16 protein-coding genes are annotated in these 18,520 nt (G+C 62.5%); 5 read left to right on the top strand and 11 right to left on the bottom strand.

What is annotated here, in order from left to right; all coding sequences use genetic code 11:
• Window positions 1-6 precede the first annotated feature (6 nt).
• Complete coding sequence (locus HU770_RS15875) at window positions 7-579, top strand: CsiV family protein (protein WP_033700403.1); 573 nt, start codon at window positions 7-9, stop codon at window positions 577-579.
• A gap of 1 nt (window position 580) precedes the next feature.
• On the top strand, window positions 581-3,928 hold the full coding sequence (locus HU770_RS15870; protein WP_186664160.1) for an SNF2-related protein: 3,348 nt from the start codon (window positions 581-583) through the stop codon (window positions 3,926-3,928).
• Between the two features lie 111 nt (window positions 3,929-4,039).
• Here HU770_RS15870 and nagZ read toward each other — a convergent pair whose 3' ends face one another.
• Genes nagZ through HU770_RS15855 form a run of 3 tightly spaced genes read right to left on the bottom strand, consistent with a single transcriptional unit; the run spans window position 4,040 to window position 6,339 of the window.
• Window positions 4,040-5,038, bottom strand: a complete 999-nt coding sequence (gene nagZ / locus HU770_RS15865) for a beta-N-acetylhexosaminidase (RefSeq protein ID WP_186654231.1) — start codon at window positions 5,036-5,038, stop codon at window positions 4,040-4,042.
• A 22-nt stretch (window positions 5,039-5,060) separates the two neighbouring features.
• On the bottom strand, window positions 5,061-5,585 hold the full coding sequence (locus HU770_RS15860; RefSeq protein WP_033700407.1) for a L,D-transpeptidase: 525 nt from the start codon (window positions 5,583-5,585) through the stop codon (window positions 5,061-5,063).
• 40 nt (window positions 5,586-5,625) lie between these two features.
• The gene (locus HU770_RS15855) at window positions 5,626-6,339 is read right to left on the bottom strand and encodes a TetR/AcrR family transcriptional regulator (RefSeq protein ID WP_033700410.1); all 714 of its coding nucleotides are present in this window, start codon (window positions 6,337-6,339) and stop codon (window positions 5,626-5,628) included.
• A 217-nt stretch (window positions 6,340-6,556) separates the two neighbouring features.
• On the opposite strand from HU770_RS15855, the gene lexA reads away from it, so the two are divergent.
• Both lexA and sulA read left to right on the top strand, forming a co-directional pair.
• A complete protein-coding gene (gene lexA / locus HU770_RS15850; RefSeq protein WP_033700412.1) occupies window positions 6,557-7,165 on the top strand; it encodes a transcriptional repressor LexA in 609 nt (202 codons plus the stop codon).
• 13 nt (window positions 7,166-7,178) lie between these two features.
• The gene (gene sulA, locus HU770_RS15845; RefSeq protein ID WP_033700413.1) at window positions 7,179-7,655 is read left to right on the top strand and encodes an SOS-induced cell division inhibitor SulA; all 477 of its coding nucleotides are present in this window, start codon (window positions 7,179-7,181) and stop codon (window positions 7,653-7,655) included.
• 50 nt (window positions 7,656-7,705) lie between these two features.
• On the opposite strand, the gene HU770_RS15840 is transcribed toward sulA, so the two are convergent.
• From HU770_RS15840 to HU770_RS15810, 7 genes are all read right to left on the bottom strand, one after another.
• Complete coding sequence (locus HU770_RS15840) at window positions 7,706-7,939, bottom strand: hypothetical protein (protein WP_028632474.1); 234 nt, start codon at window positions 7,937-7,939, stop codon at window positions 7,706-7,708.
• 50 nt (window positions 7,940-7,989) lie between these two features.
• Complete coding sequence (locus HU770_RS15835; protein WP_033700416.1) at window positions 7,990-8,505, bottom strand: DUF6586 family protein; 516 nt, start codon at window positions 8,503-8,505, stop codon at window positions 7,990-7,992.
• Window positions 8,506-8,628: 123 nt separating this feature from the next.
• Window positions 8,629-11,238: a type I DNA topoisomerase gene (gene topA, locus HU770_RS15830; protein ID WP_033700418.1), complete on the bottom strand. Its 2,610-nt coding sequence runs from the start codon at window positions 11,236-11,238 to the stop codon at window positions 8,629-8,631.
• 101 nt (window positions 11,239-11,339) lie between these two features.
• Entirely contained in the window at window positions 11,340-11,591 is a 252-nt protein-coding gene (locus HU770_RS15825) for a DUF1653 domain-containing protein (protein ID WP_033700421.1), read from the bottom strand.
• Between the two features lie 78 nt (window positions 11,592-11,669).
• A complete protein-coding gene (gene fadA, locus HU770_RS15820; protein WP_033700424.1) occupies window positions 11,670-12,845 on the bottom strand; it encodes an acetyl-CoA C-acyltransferase FadA in 1,176 nt (391 codons plus the stop codon).
• A 34-nt stretch (window positions 12,846-12,879) separates the two neighbouring features.
• Window positions 12,880-15,027, bottom strand: a complete 2,148-nt coding sequence (fadB, locus tag HU770_RS15815; protein WP_186664158.1) for a fatty acid oxidation complex subunit alpha FadB — start codon at window positions 15,025-15,027, stop codon at window positions 12,880-12,882.
• A gap of 496 nt (window positions 15,028-15,523) precedes the next feature.
• Complete coding sequence (locus tag HU770_RS15810; protein WP_186664156.1) at window positions 15,524-15,961, bottom strand: hypothetical protein; 438 nt, start codon at window positions 15,959-15,961, stop codon at window positions 15,524-15,526.
• A 110-nt stretch (window positions 15,962-16,071) separates the two neighbouring features.
• Here HU770_RS15810 and HU770_RS15805 point away from each other — a divergent pair, with 110 nt between their 5' ends.
• The gene (locus tag HU770_RS15805; protein ID WP_186654027.1) at window positions 16,072-16,512 is read left to right on the top strand and encodes a universal stress protein; all 441 of its coding nucleotides are present in this window, start codon (window positions 16,072-16,074) and stop codon (window positions 16,510-16,512) included.
• A 64-nt stretch (window positions 16,513-16,576) separates the two neighbouring features.
• On the opposite strand, the gene HU770_RS15800 is transcribed toward HU770_RS15805, so the two are convergent.
• Window positions 16,577-18,505 (bottom strand): ATP-binding cassette domain-containing protein, encoded by a 1,929-nt coding sequence (locus HU770_RS15800; protein ID WP_033700430.1) that lies wholly within the window; start codon window positions 18,503-18,505, stop codon window positions 16,577-16,579.
• Between the last annotated feature and the right edge of the window lie 15 nt (window positions 18,506-18,520).

Below are 18,520 nucleotides of genomic sequence, written 5' to 3'. Positions count from 1 at the left end.
AGATCCATGCGTGCCATCCGTTGCCTGACCCTGCTGCTGGCGCTGTTCGCGCCAACAGCCTTCGCCGAAGGGGTGTATCAGGTAGAAATGATCCTGGTGCGGCAAAACAGCGTGCCCGCCTTCACCAGCCCGTTCGCGCCCGAAAACTGGCGCGCCGACGGCAACCCCCTGGACAAGGCGGCCGAGCGCCCGCTGGGCCTGGAGGACGAGGTCACCCGCCTGCAGGCCACCGCCGACTACACCGTGCTCATGCACAAGGCTTGGCAGCAGCAGGCCGGCAGCGAGCCCAGCCGCATCGCCCTGAGCGAGGGTGAAGAGCAGTTCGGCCACTTCCCCATCGAAGGCAACCTGAGCATCGCCGAAGGCCGCTTCATTGCCGTGCAGGCCAACTTCTGGGTCAACCAGCTCGACAGCAACGGTAGCGTGCTGCGCAGCGAGCAATTCAAGCAGAGCAACAGCAACGTCAAGGCTGGCCAGCTGACCTTCCTCGACGGCGGGCACCTGGCGGTGCTGCTGAAGGTGACCCCGGCCGGGATGCGCAAACTGCCGGCACTGGACCCGGAGATGATGGAGCAGTGATGTGAGCGAGAGCGATGCGCAGTTCTTCGTCCGCGAGCATGACGGGTGGACGTTCACGTTTGACCGCAAAACCCTGCAGCGCGGCCTGGATTATGCCGAGGATGGCAGGAGCAAGATCGTATCGATCCTCGACCTGACCATCCGCGCTCAATGTGCGGGTTCCGGCGGCCGCGAATACTACCAACGCATCGAACTGGACATGACCGAGGACGGCCTTGAATGCGAGGGAACGTGCTCGTGCCCGGTCGGTGACAATTGCAAGCACTGCGCGGCGGCGCTCTATGTGCTGGAACGTGGCCCGGACTTTATCGAAGGCGCGCCAGACCAGCCCCTTGCTGCCACGCAGTCAGCGCAGCAATCCCTTGAACTGCCCCCCGAACTCGCGCACTGGGTGGAGGCGCTGGAACTACCAGCCGCACCCACTGCGGAGCCTGCCAAGCGAAAAGGCCCCGCACTCTACTACGTGGTGAGCAACAACCATGGCCAATGCATGCTCAGCGTCTTCAAAGGCACCCGGCAGGCCGATGGCACCTTGAAGCTGGGCCGCCCCAGTTCGATGCCCGAGCTCATCTACTACACGCCCAAATACGTGACCGATGAGGACTTGCGCGCACTGCGGCTGATCGATGCCCTCGGCAAGGATTACAGCCTGCCGATTGCGCGACTGGAAGGCAAAAAGGGCGCCGAACTCTATGAGTATGCGCTGGCCACCGGCCGCTTGCTGTATGACGAACAACAGGCTCCACTGGCCCAAGGCCCGGACCTGCCTGCCGAATTTCGCTGGGTGCGACTGGACAACGGTAGCTATCGCGGCGCCTGGCACCATGATGAACATGCCCACCGGTTGGCACTGCCGCTCGACCCACTCTATTACGTGGACACCCAGAACGGGCAGACCGGCAAGCTGCTGCATGACCTTGACCCGTTCATTGCCAGTCAGTTGGCGAGTGCACCCACGGTTCCCGAGCACCTGATCATTCCGTTGAGCCATCGCTTGAATGCGCTGAACCGGCAGGTGCCGACCCCCACAACCGTGCGCAGCGAACAGATCGATGACATCCAGCCGCGCCCTCACCTGACCTTGGGCAGCCTCGAATTCAGCGCCTACATGCCCAAGACTGGCCGCATGCAGCGCCAGATGCAGCACCGTGCCGCGCTGTCGTTCGACTACGATGGCCTGCGCACCCGCGGCAACGACGACAAGCCACTGACCCGCCTGGTCGATGCCACCAGCCAGCGCATTCGCCGCCAGCCCAAAGCCGAGCAGGCACTGCGCAAAGCCTTGCGCGACCTGGGCTTCAAGGCCGCCACCCGGCAGAGCAAAGCCCTGCCCGACAGCGCCGGCGAGATGCACCAGTTGCCGGATGACGAGGCCTGGCTGCACTTTGCCCGCAACGACTTGGCCCGCCTGCGTGAAGACGGCTGGGTGATCGATATCCACCGTGATTTTGCCTTCAACCTGCAAGAGGTGGACGACTGGTACGCCAACATCGACGAAGCCCCCGGCCATGAATGGTTCGACCTGGAGCTGGGCATCGTGGTCGATGGCCAGCGCCACAGCCTGCTGCCGATCGTGCTGCAGTTGCTGCGCAGCAACCCGGAGCTGCTGCGCGCCACCGAACTGGCCCGGCGCAGCGATGACGAACACCTGCTGATCGACCTCAACCGCGGCCGCCTCGACAGCCCTGCGTTGCGCGTCGCCCTGCCCTACGGCCGCATCAAGGCCGTCATGGGCACCCTTGGCGAACTGTACCTGCATGAACACGCCGCAGGCCCCTCGCTGCGCCTGGACCGTGCAGATGCCGCGCGCCTGAACGAACTCGATCACCTGCCGTTGCACTGGGAAGGTGGTGCGCATGTGCGCGATTTGGGCAAGCGCCTGCGCGATGCGCGCGACCTGCAGGTCGCGCCGCCCACGCAGCTGAACGCCACCCTGCGCCCCTATCAGCAACAAGGCCTGAACTGGTTGCAGGCCCTGCGCGAAATGGGTACCGGCGGCATCCTCGGCGATGACATGGGCCTGGGCAAGACCCTGCAGGCCCTGGCGCACCTGCTGCTGGAAAAACAGTCCGGGCGCCTGACCGCCCCGGCCCTGGCTGTGATGCCGACCAGCCTGGTACCGAACTGGCTCGACGAAGCCCAACGCTTCGCCCCCGAACTGCGCGTGCTGGCGTTACACGGCCCGGGGCGCAGCAAGCATTTTGCCGCGCTGCACGACTACGACCTGGTCCTGACCACCTACGCCCTGGTACCCCGCGACCTCGAACACCTGCGCGCGCAGCCTTGGCACCTGCTGGTGCTCGACGAGGCGCAAAACATCAAAAGCAGCACCAGCAAGGCGGCCCTCGCCGTCTGCGAATTGCAGGCCGAACAACGCCTGTGCCTGACCGGCACGCCCATGGAAAACAACCTCGGCGAGTTGTGGTCGATCTTCCACTTCCTGATGCCTGGCTGGCTGGGCGACCTCAAGCACTTCAACCAGGCCTACCGGACCCCGATCGAACGCCATGGCGATACCGAGCGCCTGGCCCACCTGGCCAGCCGCATCCGCCCGTTCCTGCTGCGCCGAACCAAGGAGCAGGTAGCCACCGAGCTGCCTGCCAAGACCGAAATGGTCCACTGGGTCGAGCTCAGCGATGCCCAGCGCGACACCTACGAAGCCGTGCGCGTGGCCATGGACAAGAAGGTCCGCGACGAGATCGCCCGCAATGGCGCCTCGCGTAGCCAGATCATCATCCTCGACGCCCTGCTCAAGTTGCGCCAGGTGTGCTGCGACCTGCGCCTGGTGAAGGGCGTTGAAACCAAGGGCAACCAGGCCGACAAGGGCAAGCTCGGGGCGCTTCTGGAAATGCTCGAAGAGCTGCTCAGTGAAGGCCGCCGGGTATTGTTGTTCTCCCAGTTCACCTCGATGTTGGCACTGATCGAGCAGGAACTGCAGAAGCGCAAAGTCCGTTACAGCCTGCTGACCGGCGACACCCGTGACCGCCGCACACCGGTGCAGGCATTCCAGCAGGGGGACAGCGAGGTGTTTCTGATCAGCCTCAAGGCAGGTGGCACCGGGCTGAACCTGACGGCTGCAGACACGGTGATCCACTTCGACCCCTGGTGGAACCCGGCAAGCGAGAACCAGGCCACCGACCGCGCTTACCGCATTGGCCAGGACAAGCCGGTGTTCGTGTTCAAGCTGATCACCCGCGGCACCGTGGAAGAGAAAATCCAGTTGTTGCAACAGGAGAAGGCGGCACTGGCCTCGAGCCTGCTCGATGGTGGGCAGGCAGGGCAGTGGCGGCTGGGGGATGAGGAGATCGAAGCGCTGTTCGCGCCGCTGCCTGGCAAGCGCGGGCGCTGAGCTTACGGCGTCCGCTTGGGGTTTACGGCGCCTTCAGAATCGAGCGCCGCGCGGGCGGCGCTCGATCCCCAACACACCTCAAGCCTCAAGACATACGCCTCTTGGCCAAACTCAGTCGATCAACTGCGCCTCTTTCAAGGCCCCCAACGCCTCCAGCCAACGCGGCTGCTGGCGGTAATCGGTACGTGCAAAGCCCTGCCCCTGCATCCGCGCAATGCGCGGCGAAGGCTTGACCTTGAGCCGCTGCGCCGCACTCAATGCCAGCTCCGCCGCCGCCCGGTCATTGCACACCAGGCCCATGTCGCAACCGGCGCTCAAGGCCGCCTCGATCCGGTTGGCGGCATCCCCGACCACGTGCGCACCGGCCATGGACAGGTCGTCACTGAAGATCACCCCGTCAAAGCCCAACTCGCCCCGCAGGATGCCCTGCAACCAACGCCGCGAGAAGCCCGCCGGCTGGTTGTCGACCTGCGGATAGATCACGTGCGCCGGCATTACCGCCGCCAGTTGCCCGCTGAGCCGGGTGAACGGCACCAGATCCGCCTGGCGCAACTGCTCAAGGCTGCGCTCGTCAGTGGGGATGGCCACATGGGAATCGGCCTCGGCCCAACCATGCCCCGGGAAATGCTTGCCACAGGCCGCCATGCCCGCAGCGTTCATGCCACGGATAAAGGCCGCCGCCAACTGCGTGGCACGCTGCGGGTTACCTTCGAAGGCGCGGCTGCCGACCACGGCGCTGCGCTGGTGATCCAGGTCCAGCACCGGCGCAAAGCTCAGGTCCAGGCCTACAGCCAACACCTCGGTGGCCATCAACCAGCCGCATTGTTCCGCCAGGTACTCGGCGTTGTCGTTGTCGGCCAGCGCACGCATGGCCGGCAGGCGCACGAAACCTTGGCGCAGCCGCTGTACCCGACCCCCCTCCTGGTCGACCGCCAGGATCAACTCAGGGCGAATCGCGCGGATCGACGCACACAGTTCGCGCACCTGGCGCGGGCTGTCGATGTTGCGGGCAAAAATGATCAAGCCGGCCACTTCAGGCTGGCGCAGCAGGTGACGGTCTTCGGCGGTCAGCCATTTACCGGCGATGTCCACCATCAGGGAGCCTTGCAGGCTGACGGTCATGGGAAATCCTTTATTGAAGACTTAAAGAAGCCCACTGGGGGCAAGCCGCCTGTTCGATGCGCACGCGGCAATGGGCCGGCACCCGGTCGAACAGGGCAAGCAAATCGGTGTTGTGCAGGCGAATGCAGCCATGGGACAGCGGCACGCCCAAAGGTTCGCTCAGCGGGGTGCCATGCAGGTAGATATAGCGCCGGAACGTGTCGACCGCACCCAGGCGGTTGACGCCCGGCTCGCAGCCACTGAGCCAGAGTATGCGGGTGAGCACCCAGTCACGCCCGGGGAACTGCGCCTGCAGCTCGGGCGACCAGACTTCGCCGGTCCAGCGCCGCCCGCGCAACACTGCGTTCAGCGGCAGGCCCGCGCCAATTTTTGCCCGCACCTGATGCAGCCCGCGCGGGGTGCAGCCCGAACCGTTGCGCTCGCCAGCCCCGTTGCGCGCCGTAGAAACCACCATGCGCACGCACAGCCGCCCCTGGGTGAACCCATAGAGGCACTGGTCGGCAAGGGATATGTGCAAAAAATCGAGATCGGGCATGGGCGCTAGCTTAGCCGAAGCGCCCTGCCCCGCCCAGCCTTCAGGCCTTGGCGGTGGTGGCGCTGGTGCTGGTCTTGCTGCGTGGGCGCAGCTGGGCCGCTGCCATCGCTTCGTCGGTAACCCCGCTGTCGGCGCGCATGCCCGCAGCCAGGAATGGCACCATCAGGCGCATGACCTGTTCGATCGAGGTATTGATGCCGAAATCGGTCTCGGCGATGGCACGCAGGGCCTTGATGCCGGACATGCTGAACGCGGCGGCGCCGAGCATGAAATGCACGCGCCAGAACAGCTCCAGCGGCGGCACCCGTGGCGCAGCCTCGTTGACCAGCAGCATGTAGCGGCGGAACACCTTGCCGTACATGTCTTCCAGGTAGCGGCGCAAGTGCCCCTGGCTCTGACTGAAAGCCAGCCCCAACAGGCGCATGAAGATGGACAGGTCGTTATTGCTGCGCGGCTGCACGGCCAGGGCCTGCTCGACGAGCATTTCCAACAGCTCTTCGAGGCTGGGCTTTTGCTCCGGGCGCGCCTGACGACGCTCCAGCTCACGCTCGAGGCTGGCACAGAACGGCCCAAGGAAGCGCGAGAACACCGCCTGGATCAGGGCCTTCTTGGAACCGAAGTGATAGTTGACCGCTGCCAGGTTCACCCCGGCCTTGCTGGTAATCAGCCGCAACGACGTTTCTGCAAACCCTCTTTCCGCGAACAACTGCTCGGCAGCATCGAGAATGCGTTCAACGGTTTCCGATTGGGCCATGATTATTCCGCCAGACAAACAGGTGTTTGAAACATACGTTTCAGCCCTGCTTCTGTCAAGGCTCGGTGACCGGGCGGTCGCCATTTAAAAGCGCCCCATTACACGCTGCAAGCGACAAGTTGGCCCGCGCGGCACTTTTTGTTGCTGCTTGGCGCTTGCAGCTCATCCAGTACTGTATATAATCCCAGTCACTGTATAAAAAGACAGAGCGCTCACCATGTTGAAACTGACGCCACGCCAAGCCGAAATTCTCGCGTTCATCAAACGTTGCCTTGAAGACAACGGTTTCCCTCCGACGCGCGCTGAAATCGCTCAGGAACTGGGCTTCAAATCGCCCAACGCCGCCGAAGAGCACCTCAAGGCCCTTGCCCGCAAAGGCGCCATCGAGATGACCCCGGGCGCATCCCGCGGCATCCGTATCCCGGGCCTTGAAACCAAGGCCGAAGAGAACGGCCTGCCGATCATTGGCCGGGTCGCAGCCGGCGCACCGATCCTCGCCGAGCAGCACATCGAGCAATCTTGCAACATCAACCCGAGCTTCTTCCACCCTCACGCCGACTATCTGCTTCGCGTACACGGCATGAGCATGAAGGATGTCGGCATCTTCGACGGCGACCTGCTGGCAGTGCACACCTGCCGCGAAGCCCGCAATGGCCAGATCGTCGTCGCCCGCATCGGTGACGAGGTGACCGTCAAGCGCTTCAAGCGCGAAGGCACCAAGGTCTGGCTGCTTGCCGAAAACCCCGAATTCGCCCCCATCGAAGTCGACCTGAAAGAACAGGAACTGGTGATCGAGGGCTTGAGCGTCGGCGTCATACGCCGCTGATCCAGGAGGCGCCATGCAGCAGTTCATTCACGCACCCGAGCAAGCCCAGTTGCCACTGTTCGAAGCATTTCTAGCCCAGCCCATCCTGCCCGGCCTGAAAGCCAGTGAGCAGGCGCGCAAGATCAGCCAGCCCGATCTGTTCAGCGAGCTGTCGCTGCGCGGCGCTGCCGGGCACTGCCAGAGCCTGTTGGCCCCGGTGCTGCGCGAACTGAGCGAAGAGGACGATGCCCGCTGGTTGACCCTGATCGCCCCACCCGCAAGCCTGACCCAGGCCTGGTTGCGCGATGCCGGCCTCAACCGCGAACGCATCCTGCTGCTGCACCCTCGTGGCAATCAGAGCCCACTGCAACTCACTTGCGAAGCGCTGCGCCTGGGCCGCAGCCACACCGTGGTCAGCTGGCTTGGCAGCGTCAATGCCAGCGCGCGTCAACTGCTGCTTCGCTCAGCCAGTGCCGGAAACGCACAAAGCCTGAACATCCGCCTCGGCTGATGTTCAGGCTTTGCCTGTCACTCAGAAACCGCTGATACCCTGCACGCCGATCAATGCAGAACGCGAGGGCCTTCTTCGCGTTCGAGCTCGCCGTCCATCAGGCGACCTGCCATCTGCACGCCCACACTGAGCATGGCCTTGGCCACTTCCACATGCTGACCCTGCAGGAACACCTTGGCGTCTTCCGAGAAATCCAGGGTTACCAGAGAGCCCTCATCCTCCGCACGACGCAGTTCGATCCGGCCATCAGGCAACTCGACAATTTCCAGAAAAGACGTAGACATAAAAGGCTGTTCTCCACGAAAGGCCAGCATTGTACCAGCCGCAGCGGCTATCAGCACTCACTCAACGCGTCACGGAAACGTCTCACCAAGCTTTTGAGGTTGCTGCGCCAGCTTTCCAATTCTTCACGCGACAGCGCGGGTTGCTCGGGCTCATCGAGATTGACGGCCTGGATCAACGGCTGGGTGACATCGGTTTTAGGCGTTTTTTTCGCGACCGGTGGTCGGAACAGATCGGCATAAGCACTGAGCATTTGCGCCAGCCAGGTTTCCCGCTGGCGGGACAATTCCAGCAGCTCGGCCACCTCCGGGATAGCAATCTCATTGAAAGCATCGCCAGCCAGCAGCTGCTCGACATTAGCCCCTGCCGGCAAGCGGTAGAAACCGCCGATCTCATGGCACAGCCCCAGCAGAGCACCGTACAGGTGGAACAGTGCCGATTCGCGTTCGGCCTGGACCAGGCCCTGGGCGTTCATGGCCTGGCCCTGTTCGGCCTTGGCCATGGACTCGAGTGCGAGGCCTGCGAAGAACAGCTTCTGATTGGTGCGGGTGTAGAGTTCCTGGGCCATTTCAATGCCCTCCCCTGAGATGCAGAACGATTGCAGCCAGTTTCCGGCAAGCCCTGCCCGGCCGCAAGCTGAATGTCCCTGAAATGACTGGGGGCCGCAAAGCGGCCCCCAGTTCAACGCCAATCAGCGTTTGTCTTCAACCTTCCACGCATTACCGTCGTAGAACGCCTTCCAGCCGGTCGGCTTGCCATCGACTTCGGACTGCACATACTGCTCCTTGGTCTTGCGGCTGTAGCGAATTACCGCTGGACGCCCTTCCGGGTCTTTCTGCGGTGCATCGCAGAGGAAGTGGTACTTCGGATCGATCTCATGCTTGTGCGGGACGATCTCCAACACCAGTGGTGCACGTGTCTCACGGTTTTTCGGGAACTGGCTGGCCGCCAGGAACAACCCCGAAGCACCGTCACGCAACACGTAGGTGTCATCGACCTTCTCGCACTTGAGCTCCGGCATGTCCACCTTGTCCATCTTCGGTGGCGCCGCCTCACCGCTCTTGAGCAGCTTACGGGTGTTCTTGCACGCAGGGTTGGTGCAACCGAAGAACTTGCCGAAGCGGCCGGTCTTGAGCTGCATCTCGCTGCCACACTTGTCGCACTCCAGGCTCGGCCCTTCGTAGCCCTTGATGCGGTAGCTACCCTCTTCGATCTCGTAGCCCACACAGTCCGGGTTGTTACCGCAGATGTGCAGCTTGTGCTTCTCGTCCAGCAGGTAAGCGTCCATCGCCGTGGCGCAGATCGGGCAGCGGTGCTTGCCCAAGAGAACACGGGATTCCGACTCGCCTTCATCGTCCGCTGCAATTTCGTCACCCGGCACCAGGTTGACGGTTGCCTTGCAACGCTCCTTGGGCGGCAGGGTGTAGCCCGAGCAGCCAAGGAACACGCCCGTCGAGGCGGTGCGAATCATCATTGGGCGACCACATTCCTTGCAGGCAATGTTGGTCATGGTCGGCTGGTTGGCACGCATGCCGTTTTCGGCCGACTCGGCTGTCTGCAGTTTTTTGCTGAAGTCGCCGTAGAACTCGTCGAGCACGTTCTTCCAGTCACGCTCGCCCTGGGCCACGTCGTCGAGGTTTTCTTCCATGCCGGCGGTGAAGCCGTAGTCCATCAGGTTGGCGAAGCTCTCGGACAGGCGCTCGGTGACAATGTCGCCCATCTTCTCGGAGTAGAAGCGGCGGTTGTGCAGGGTCACATAGCCACGGTCCTGGATGGTCGAGATGATCGCGGCGTAGGTCGACGGGCGGCCGATGCCGCGCTTTTCCATTTCCTTGACCAGGCTGGCTTCGGTGAACCGCGCCGGTGGCTTGGTGAAGTGCTGGCTCGGGTCGATCTGGATCAGCTTGAGCGCTTCACCCTGGACCATCTCCGGCAGTACGTCGTCTTCGCCAGGCTTGCTCTGTTGCGGCAGCACACGGGTGTAACCGTCGAACTTGAGGATACGGCCCTTGGCACGCAGCTCGAAGTCGCCAGCGGCTACAGTGACGCTGGTGGACAGGTACTGCGCCGGCGGCATCTGGCAGGCCAGGAACTGGCGCCAGATCAACTCGTAAAGGCGCTCTGCGTCGCGCTCCATGCCACTGAGCTTGGTCGGGTGGGTGTTGACGTCGGAAGGACGAATCGCTTCGTGCGCCTCCTGAGCCCCTTCCTTGCTGCTATACACCAGCGGGTTTTCCGGCAGGTACTGCTTGCCGAACTCGCGCTCGATGTAGCCACGCGCCATGTCCAGGGCATCAGCCGACAGGTTGGTCGAGTCGGTACGCATATAAGTGATGTAGCCGGCTTCGTACAGACGCTGGGCCATCATCATGGTTTTCTTCACCCCGAAGCCCAGGCGATTGCTCGCCGCCTGCTGCAAGGTGGAGGTAATGAACGGCGCCGACGGCTTGCTGCTGGTCGGGCGGTCTTCTCGCTTGACCACGCTGTAGCTGGAAGCCTTGAGCTTCTCCAACGCAGCCATGGTCTGTGCTTCATTCAGCGGCTTGAAAGCCTCACCCTTCTCGCGCGCCACTTCGAAACGCACCTTGGCGTTCTTGGCGGTGCCGAGGTCGGCGTGGATCTCCCAGTACTCTTCGGGGATGAAGGCGCGGATCTCGCGTTCGCGCTCGACCACCAGCTTCACCGCTACCGACTGGACCCGGCCGGCCGACAAGCCACGGGCAATCTTGGCCCACAACAGCGGCGAAACCATGTAGCCAACCACGCGATCGAGGAAGCGTCGCGCCTGCTGGGCATTGACGCGGTCGATGTCCAGCTCGCCCGGTTGCGAGAAGGCCTCCTGGATGGCCTTCTTGGTAATTTCGTTGAACACCACGCGCTTGTAGCGGCTGTCGTCACCACCGATGGCTTCGCGCAGGTGCCATGCGATGGCCTCCCCTTCGCGGTCCAAGTCGGTTGCGAGATAGATGGTGTCGGCGTCCTTGGCCAGGCGGCGCAGTTCTTCGATCACCTTTTCCTTGCCAGGCAGGATCTCGTACTTGGCCTTCCAGCCGTGATCGGGGTCGACCCCCATGCGCGCCACCAGTTGGCGGCGTGCCTTTTCTTTCGGCGAAAGGGCCGGCGCCTCACCCGCAGCCTTGCCACGCTTGGCGGCCGGCTCTTTGCTAGCGCTGGCCGAACCGCTGGTGGGGAGGTCTCGGATATGGCCGATACTCGACTTCACCACGTACTGGTTGCCCAGGTACTTGTTGATGGTCTTGGCCTTGGCCGGGGATTCCACAATGACCAGCGATTTGCCCATGGATCGGAGTATTCCTGAATCTGAAAGATGAAAAACGCGTCAGGTGCCAGACGCGGCACCGCTATATATAGTGGCAAAAGAGTGAGGTCAAGCGCGGTCGTTCACACGTGCGACTTGCCAAGCAACCCTGGCAGCCCCTCTTCGGCCTTGACCAAAGCAAAGCGTGGCACCTGCTCGCCGTCAACCTCGACGGACTCCTGGAACATCGAAAGGGGGCGTACCCAGAACCCGTAATCACCATACAGGCATTGGTAGAACACCATCCACTCTTCGCTCTCGGAGTGCTGCGCAACACTGAAGACACGGTACTCAGGCCCCTTGTAGTGCCGGTATACGCCTGGCTGTATCTGCATGCTACTCACCCTCTTGAACAAATCTCGTAAAAAACAAAAACCGGGGCACATGGCCCCGGCTGCTGTCCCGCAACGCGATCAGACGCGTTCGAAGACAGTGGTGATGCCCTGGCCGAGGCCGACGCACATGGTAGCGACCCCCAGAGTACCGCCATTCTGCTTCATGACGTTGAGCAGGGTGCCGGAAATCCGTGCCCCAGAGCAACCGAACGGGTGGCCCAAAGCAATGGCGCCGCCGTGCAGGTTAACCTTCTCATCCATCTTGTCGAGCACTTTCAAATCTTTGAGCACTGGCAGGGCCTGTGCAGCGAAGGCTTCGTTGAGCTCGATGAAGTCGATATCGGCCATGGTCAGGCCGGCGCGCTTGAGGGCTTTCTGGGTCGCCGGCACTGGGCCGTAGCCCATGATCGCCGGGTCGACACCGGCCACGGCCATCGAGCGAAGCACCGCCAATGGCTGGATACCCAGGTCCATGGCACGCTGGCCAGACATGACGATCATGCACGAAGCGCCGTCGGTAATCTGCGACGAAGTACCGGCGGTAACGGTGCCACCTTTGGGGTTGAACGCAGGCTTGAGCGACGCCAGCCCTTCGAGGGTGGTTTCCGGGCGAATGGTCTCGTCGAAATCGAAGACCTTCAGGAAGCCGTTCTCGTCATAGCCCTGCATCGGGATGATCTCGTCCTTGAACTTGCCTTCGACCGTCGCCTTGTGGGCGAGCTGGTGCGAACGCAGGCCGAACAGATCTTGCTGTTCGCGGCTGATGCCATGCATTTTGCCGAGCATCTCTGCAGTCAGGCCCATCATTCCGGAAGCCTTGGCGGCATGCAAGGACAGGTGCGGGTTGGGGTCGACGCCATGCATCATGCTGACGTGGCCCATGTGCTCGACACCGCCGACCACGAACACATCGCCATTGCCAGTCATGATTGCCTGGGCAGCGGTGTGCAGCGCACTCATCGACGACCCGCACAGACGGCTGACGGTCTGCGCCGCCGACGTATGCGGGATCGGGGTCATCAGCGAGGCCATGCGGGCGACGTTCCAGCCCTGCTCCAGGGTCTGGTTGACGCAGCCCCAGATCACATCCTCGACCTCTTTAGGGTCGACCTTGCCGTTGCGTTCCAGCAGCTTGGTGATCAGGTGCGCGGACATGTCTTCGGCGCGCGTGTTGCGGTGCATGCCACCCTTGGAGCGGCCCATTGGTGTGCGACCGAAGTCGACAATCACCACGTCTCTTGGATTGAGGCTCATATCAAATCTCTCGCTCTACTCTTGCGTTGGCCGCTCAGTTGAAGAAACGCTGGCCGCTCTTGGCCATTTCGCGCAGCTTCGCGGTCGGGTGGTACAGCGGCCCCAGGTCGGCGTACTGATCGGCCAGGGCGACGAATTCGGCGACACCAATCGAGTCGATGTAGCGCAGCGCACCACCGCGGAACGGAGGGAAGCCAATGCCGTAGACCAGCCCCATGTCAGCTTCGGCGGCGGTCTCGACAATGCCGTCTTCCAGGCAGCGCACGGTCTCCAGGCACAGCGGGACCATCATCCAGTTGATGATGTCGTCGTCGCTGACTTCACGTTGCTCGAACACGATCGGCTTGAGCACGTCGAGCACGGCGGCATCGAACACCTTCTTCGGCTTGCCGCGCTTGTCGGTCTCGTAGGCGTAGAAGCCTTTGCCGTTCTTCTGGCCCAGGCGGTTGGCCTCGTACAGGGCGTCTATCGCCGAGCGGCGCTCGTCTTTCATGCGGTCCGGGAAGCCCTCGGCCATGACGTCGCGGCCATGGTGGCCGGTGTCGATGCCGACCACGTCCATCAGGTATGCAGGGCCCATGGGCCAGCCGAAGCGCTCCATGACCTTGTCGATGCGCACGAAGTCGACCCCTGCACTGACCAGTTTGGCGAAGCCGCCGAAGTACGGGAACAGCACGCGGTTGACCAAAAAGCCCGGGCAGTCGTTGACCACGATCGGGTTCTTGCCCATCTTCTTGGCGTAGGCCACGGTGGTGGCAACCGCCACATCACTGGACTTCTCGCCACGAATCACTTCGACCAGCGGCATCATGTGCACCGGGTTGAAGAAGTGCATGCCGACGAAGTTCTCGGGGCGCTTGAGCGCCTTGGCCAGCAGGTTGATGGAGATGGTCGAGGTGTTGGACGCGAGGATGGCATCCTCTTTCACCTGGCCTTCGACTTCTGCCAGCACAGCTTGCTTGACCTTAGGGTTCTCGACCACGGCCTCGACGACGATATCGACGTTGGCGAAATCACCGTAGGACAGGGTCGGACGGATGGCATTGAGTGCTTCAGCCATCTTCGCCGGGGTCAGGCGGCCCTTCTCGACGCGATTGCCCAGCAGCTTGGAGGCTTCATTCAAGCCCAGCTGGATGGCGTCCTCGCGGATGTCCTTCATCAGAATCGGCGTGCCCTTGACCGCCGACTGGTAGGCGATACCGCCACCCATGATGCCGGCGCCGAGAACGGCAGCCTGCTTCACATCGTGGGCGATTTCGTCATGGGCCTTGGCCTTGCGCTTGAGCTCCTGGTCATTCAGGAACAGGCCGATCAGGCTCTCGGCAACCGAGGTCTTGGCCAGCTTGGCAAAGCCAGCGGCCTCGATTTCCAGGGCCTTGTCACGGCCGAAGTTGGCGGCTTTCTGAATGCTCTTGATCGCTTCGACCGGCGCTGGGTAGTTCGGCCCAGCCTGGCCGGCAACGAAGCCCTTGGCCGTCTCGAACGCCATCATCTGCTCGATGGCATTGAGCTTGAGTTTTTCCAGTTTCGGCTGGCGCTTGGCCTTGTAGTCCAGCTCGCCGCTGATGGCGCGCTTGATCAGGTCAAGGGCACCAGCCTGCAGCAGCTCCGGGGCGACCACGGCATCGACGGCGCCTACTTTCAGGGCGTCTTCGGCGCGGTTTTCCTTGCCGGCCGCAATCCACTCGACAGCATTGTCCGAGCCGATCAGGCGTGGCAGGCGCACAGTACCGCCAAAGCCTGGGTAGATGCCCAGTTTGACTTCAGGCAGGCCAATCTTGGCGCTGCTGGACATGACCCGGTAGTCGGCCGCCAGGCACATTTCCAGGCCGCCGCCCAGGGCGATGCCGTTGATGGCGGCTACGGTCGGCACTTCGAGGTCTTCGAAGGCGTTGAAGATGCGGTTGGCTTCCAGGTTGCCAGCGACCAGTTCGGCCTCGGGCAGCTTGAAGTTGTCGACGAACTCGGTGATGTCGGCGCCGACGATGAACACGTCCTTGCCACTGCTGACGATTACGCCTTTGACCGAAGCGTCGGCCTTGATGGCATCGACGGCTTGGCGAAGCTCGTTCAGGGTCAGGCGGTTGAATTTGTTGACGGACTCACCCTTGAGGTCGAACTTGAGTTCGACGATGCCACTTTCAAGAGCCTTAACCGTGATGGCTTTACCTTCGTAAATCATCAACTGATCTCCACGATATGGAAGCTAACTGTACACGCCGGTCGCTGCTGCCCAGGCAGGCCATGTGGCCCTGCCCCAGGCACACCCGTCAGCGCGCTAGTCGGGACTATGAACGAGCCGTGTGACATACAAACGCTCAATTCATACGCCCGTTTGATTTGGGTGTGCACACATTCTCCGAAAAGATCAGCGTTGTCAAATGCCCACGCACAGAGTGAAAACACGACTTTCCGGTCATTTTGTAGCGTCTGGGTACAAAGCATGACGTCAGTGATCACGGGGCATTCATGTCAGCGATTGACCACGAGGAGGAGTGTGTGACCCTGCGAGGGGAAGATTTTTCCGGCATTTCACTGGCAGCCGACTACACTGCCAATGGCTTCAAGCATTCCCGGCCTGCCTGGCCTTTTCTGCGCAGCAGAACGCAAAGCGGCGACTTGGCACCCCACCCCTTCAGGGGCTCTGCCAAGCCGCCGCTTTGTCGTTAAGCCATGTGTCAGGCGAGCGTTTCGAAGACCTGGGCAATATCCTGCAATACAGATTTATCGCCCCGCTCGGTCCAGTACAAGGCGATCATGCGCGGGTCGGCTTCGACCTTGTAGACGCTGTCGGGCAAGCGCGCAAAGGCCTCGGCAAGGCGCGGGTCCTCACACGGCTCGCGCCACTGGTTCCACCACACGCCCGGCGTGACCTGCCAGTAACAGAAGCTGTCCTCACGCCCCCGGCGCCGTGCGCGATGGTACTGCGGGCAGGGGCTTGGCGGCTCCTTTTCCAGCCAGTGCGGCCACTGCTGGGGCGCCAGCTGCATGGCCAGCCCCATGCGCCGCGCTTCCAGGCGCAGGTTCATCTGCTCGCTCTGCTTGCGCGACGTGCGCAACCAGGAAAGCGGGCTGAGAATCAGCGCAAGGATTGACACCACCAGCAATACCGTCATATCAGTAGACCCCATAAAGCGTTGCAAATGAGCTGGTTAGCCATTTTTCACGGAAGACCCGCCCGAAAGCGACCATACTTCTTCTATCGCGATTGTCAGGAGTACCGCTCATGTCCTACGAACATCTTCTGGTTGCCGTCGACCTGACCGAGGAATGCGACCCGGTGATCAAGCGTGCCATGGCGCTGGCAGCGCCGTACAACGCCAAGGTCTCGCTGGTGCACATCGTCGAACCCATGGCCATGGCTTTTGGCGGTGACGTCCCCATGGACCTGTCGCAACTGCAACAACAGCAGTTCGACCAGGCCAAAGAGCGCATGGACCGCCTATTCAACAAGTACCCGGACATCAAGCGCGGCGATTCGCACCTGACCTACGGCCAGCCACGCCAGGAAATCCACCAACTGGCCAAGGACCAGAAGTGCGACCTGATCGTCGTGGGCAGCCATGGCCGGCATGGCCTGGCGTTGCTGCTGGGCTCCACCGCCAACGATGTACTGCACGGCGCACCCTGCGATGTGCTGGCAGTGCGCTTGCTGAAGAAGGAATGAGTTGACCTGTGCCAGCTTCTTCGCGGGTTTACCCGCGAAGAAGCCAGTGCAGATCAAAAGCTGATCACCCTTCCAGCTCGGCCCAGCGCTCTACCAGCACATCCAGCTCTGCCTGCAACTGCTCGATCTTGGCCAGCACCGCGGTGGTCTCTTCGATCGACCGCTGATAGAAACCTGGTGCATTGACCTCTTCCTGGGCCGCCGCCATGCGCTGTTCGACCTCGTCGATTTGCCCAGGCAGCATCTCCAGCTCACGCTGCAGCTTGTAGCTGAGCTTCTTCTTCGAGGCATCGGCAGCCGCCGCCACCGGCGCCGGTGCCGCTTGCACTTCCTGCTTCTCAACCACCGCGCTGTTGAGTTCGGACTTGCCGCCTTTGCTCTCGGTTACCCCCAGCAGCTTGGGCGAACCGCCCTGACGGATCCAGTCCTCATAGCCGCCGACATACTCGCGTACCTTGCCCCCACCTTCGAACACCAGGGTGCTGGTGACGACGTTGTCGAGGAAGGCCCGGTCGTGGCTGACCATCAGCACCGTGCCCTTGTAGTTGGCCAGCACCTCTTCCAGCAGTTCGAGGGTTTCCACGTCCAGGTCGTTGGTCGGTTCGTCGAGCACCAGCAGGTTGGCCGGCTTGCTGAACAGCTTGGCCAGCAGCAAACGTGCACGCTCGCCACCCGACAGCGCCTTGACCGGGGTCCGGGCACGCTGGGGGCTGAACAGGAAGTCGCCCAGGTAGCTCAGCACGTGGCGGTTCTGGCCATCGATCTCGATGAAATCACGGCCTTCGGCCAGGTTGTCGATCACGGTTTTTTCCAGATCGAGCTGATGACGCATCTGGTCGAAATACGCCACTTCCAACTTGGTGCCACGCTCGACCTTGCCCGAGGTAGGCTCCAGGTCGCCGAGCATCAGTTTGAGCAAGGTGGTCTTGCCGGTACCGTTGGCACCCAGCAGGCCAATGCGATCCTGGCGCTGCAGGACCATGGAGAAGTCCTTGACCAGCATCGGGCCTTCGGCATGGGCGAAGCTGACGTTCTCCAGCACCATGACCTGCTTGCCGGACTTGTCGGCCGCTTCGATCTGGATGTTCGCCTTGCCCTGACGCTCACGGCGCTCGCCGCGTTCGACGCGCAAGGCCTTGAGGGCACGCACACGCCCTTCGTTGCGGGTACGGCGGGCCTTGATGCCCTGGCGGATCCACACTTCTTCCTGGGCCAGGCGCTTGTCGAACAGCGCGTTGGCGGTTTCTTCCGCGGCCAGCGCGGCTTCCTTGTGCACCAGGAAGCTGGCGTAGTCGCCGTTCCAGTCGATCAGGCCACCGCGGTCCAGTTCGAGGATGCGGGTCGCGAGGTTTTGCAGGAAGGAGCGGTCGTGGGTAATGAACAGCACCGCACCATTGAACCCGCGCAGCGCCTCTTCAAGCCAGGCGATCGCACCGATGTCCAGGTGGTTGGTCGGTTCATCGAGCAGCAGCAGGTCAGGCTCGGACACCAGCGCCTGGGCCAGCAGCACACGGCGACGCCAGCCACCGGACAGCTCGGCCAGGGTCTTGTCGGCGGGCAGTTGCAGGCGGCTCAGGGTGCTATCCACCACTTGCTGCAGGCGCCAGCCGTCACGGGCTTCGAGTTCGTGCTGAACGTGCATGAGTTTTTCCAGGTCTTCGTCGCCCTGGATGTTCTGGCTCAGGTGGTGGAACTCGGCCAGCAGCGCACCCACGCCGTCAAGGCCCTCGGCCACCACATCGAACACGCTGCGCTCGTCGGCCAGCGGCAACTCTTGCGGCAGCTCGCCGATTTTCAGGCCCGGGGCGCGCCAGATCTCACCGTCGTCGCCCTTCTGTTCGCCCTTGACCAGGCGCATCATGCTCGACTTGCCGGTGCCGTTGCGGCCGATGATGCACACCCGCTCACCACGAGCGATCTGCCAGGACACTTTGTCCAGCAGCGGCATGGCGCCGAATGCGAGGGACACATCGCTGAATTTGAGCAGGGTCATATTGGTCTCCAGAAA

Source organism: Pseudomonas sp. SWRI68, assembly GCF_014269165.1.
In the GTDB taxonomy this organism is placed as follows: Bacteria; Pseudomonadota; Gammaproteobacteria; order Pseudomonadales; family Pseudomonadaceae; genus Aquipseudomonas; species Aquipseudomonas capeferrum.
This window is presented reverse-complemented; position numbering and strand designations above follow the sequence as displayed.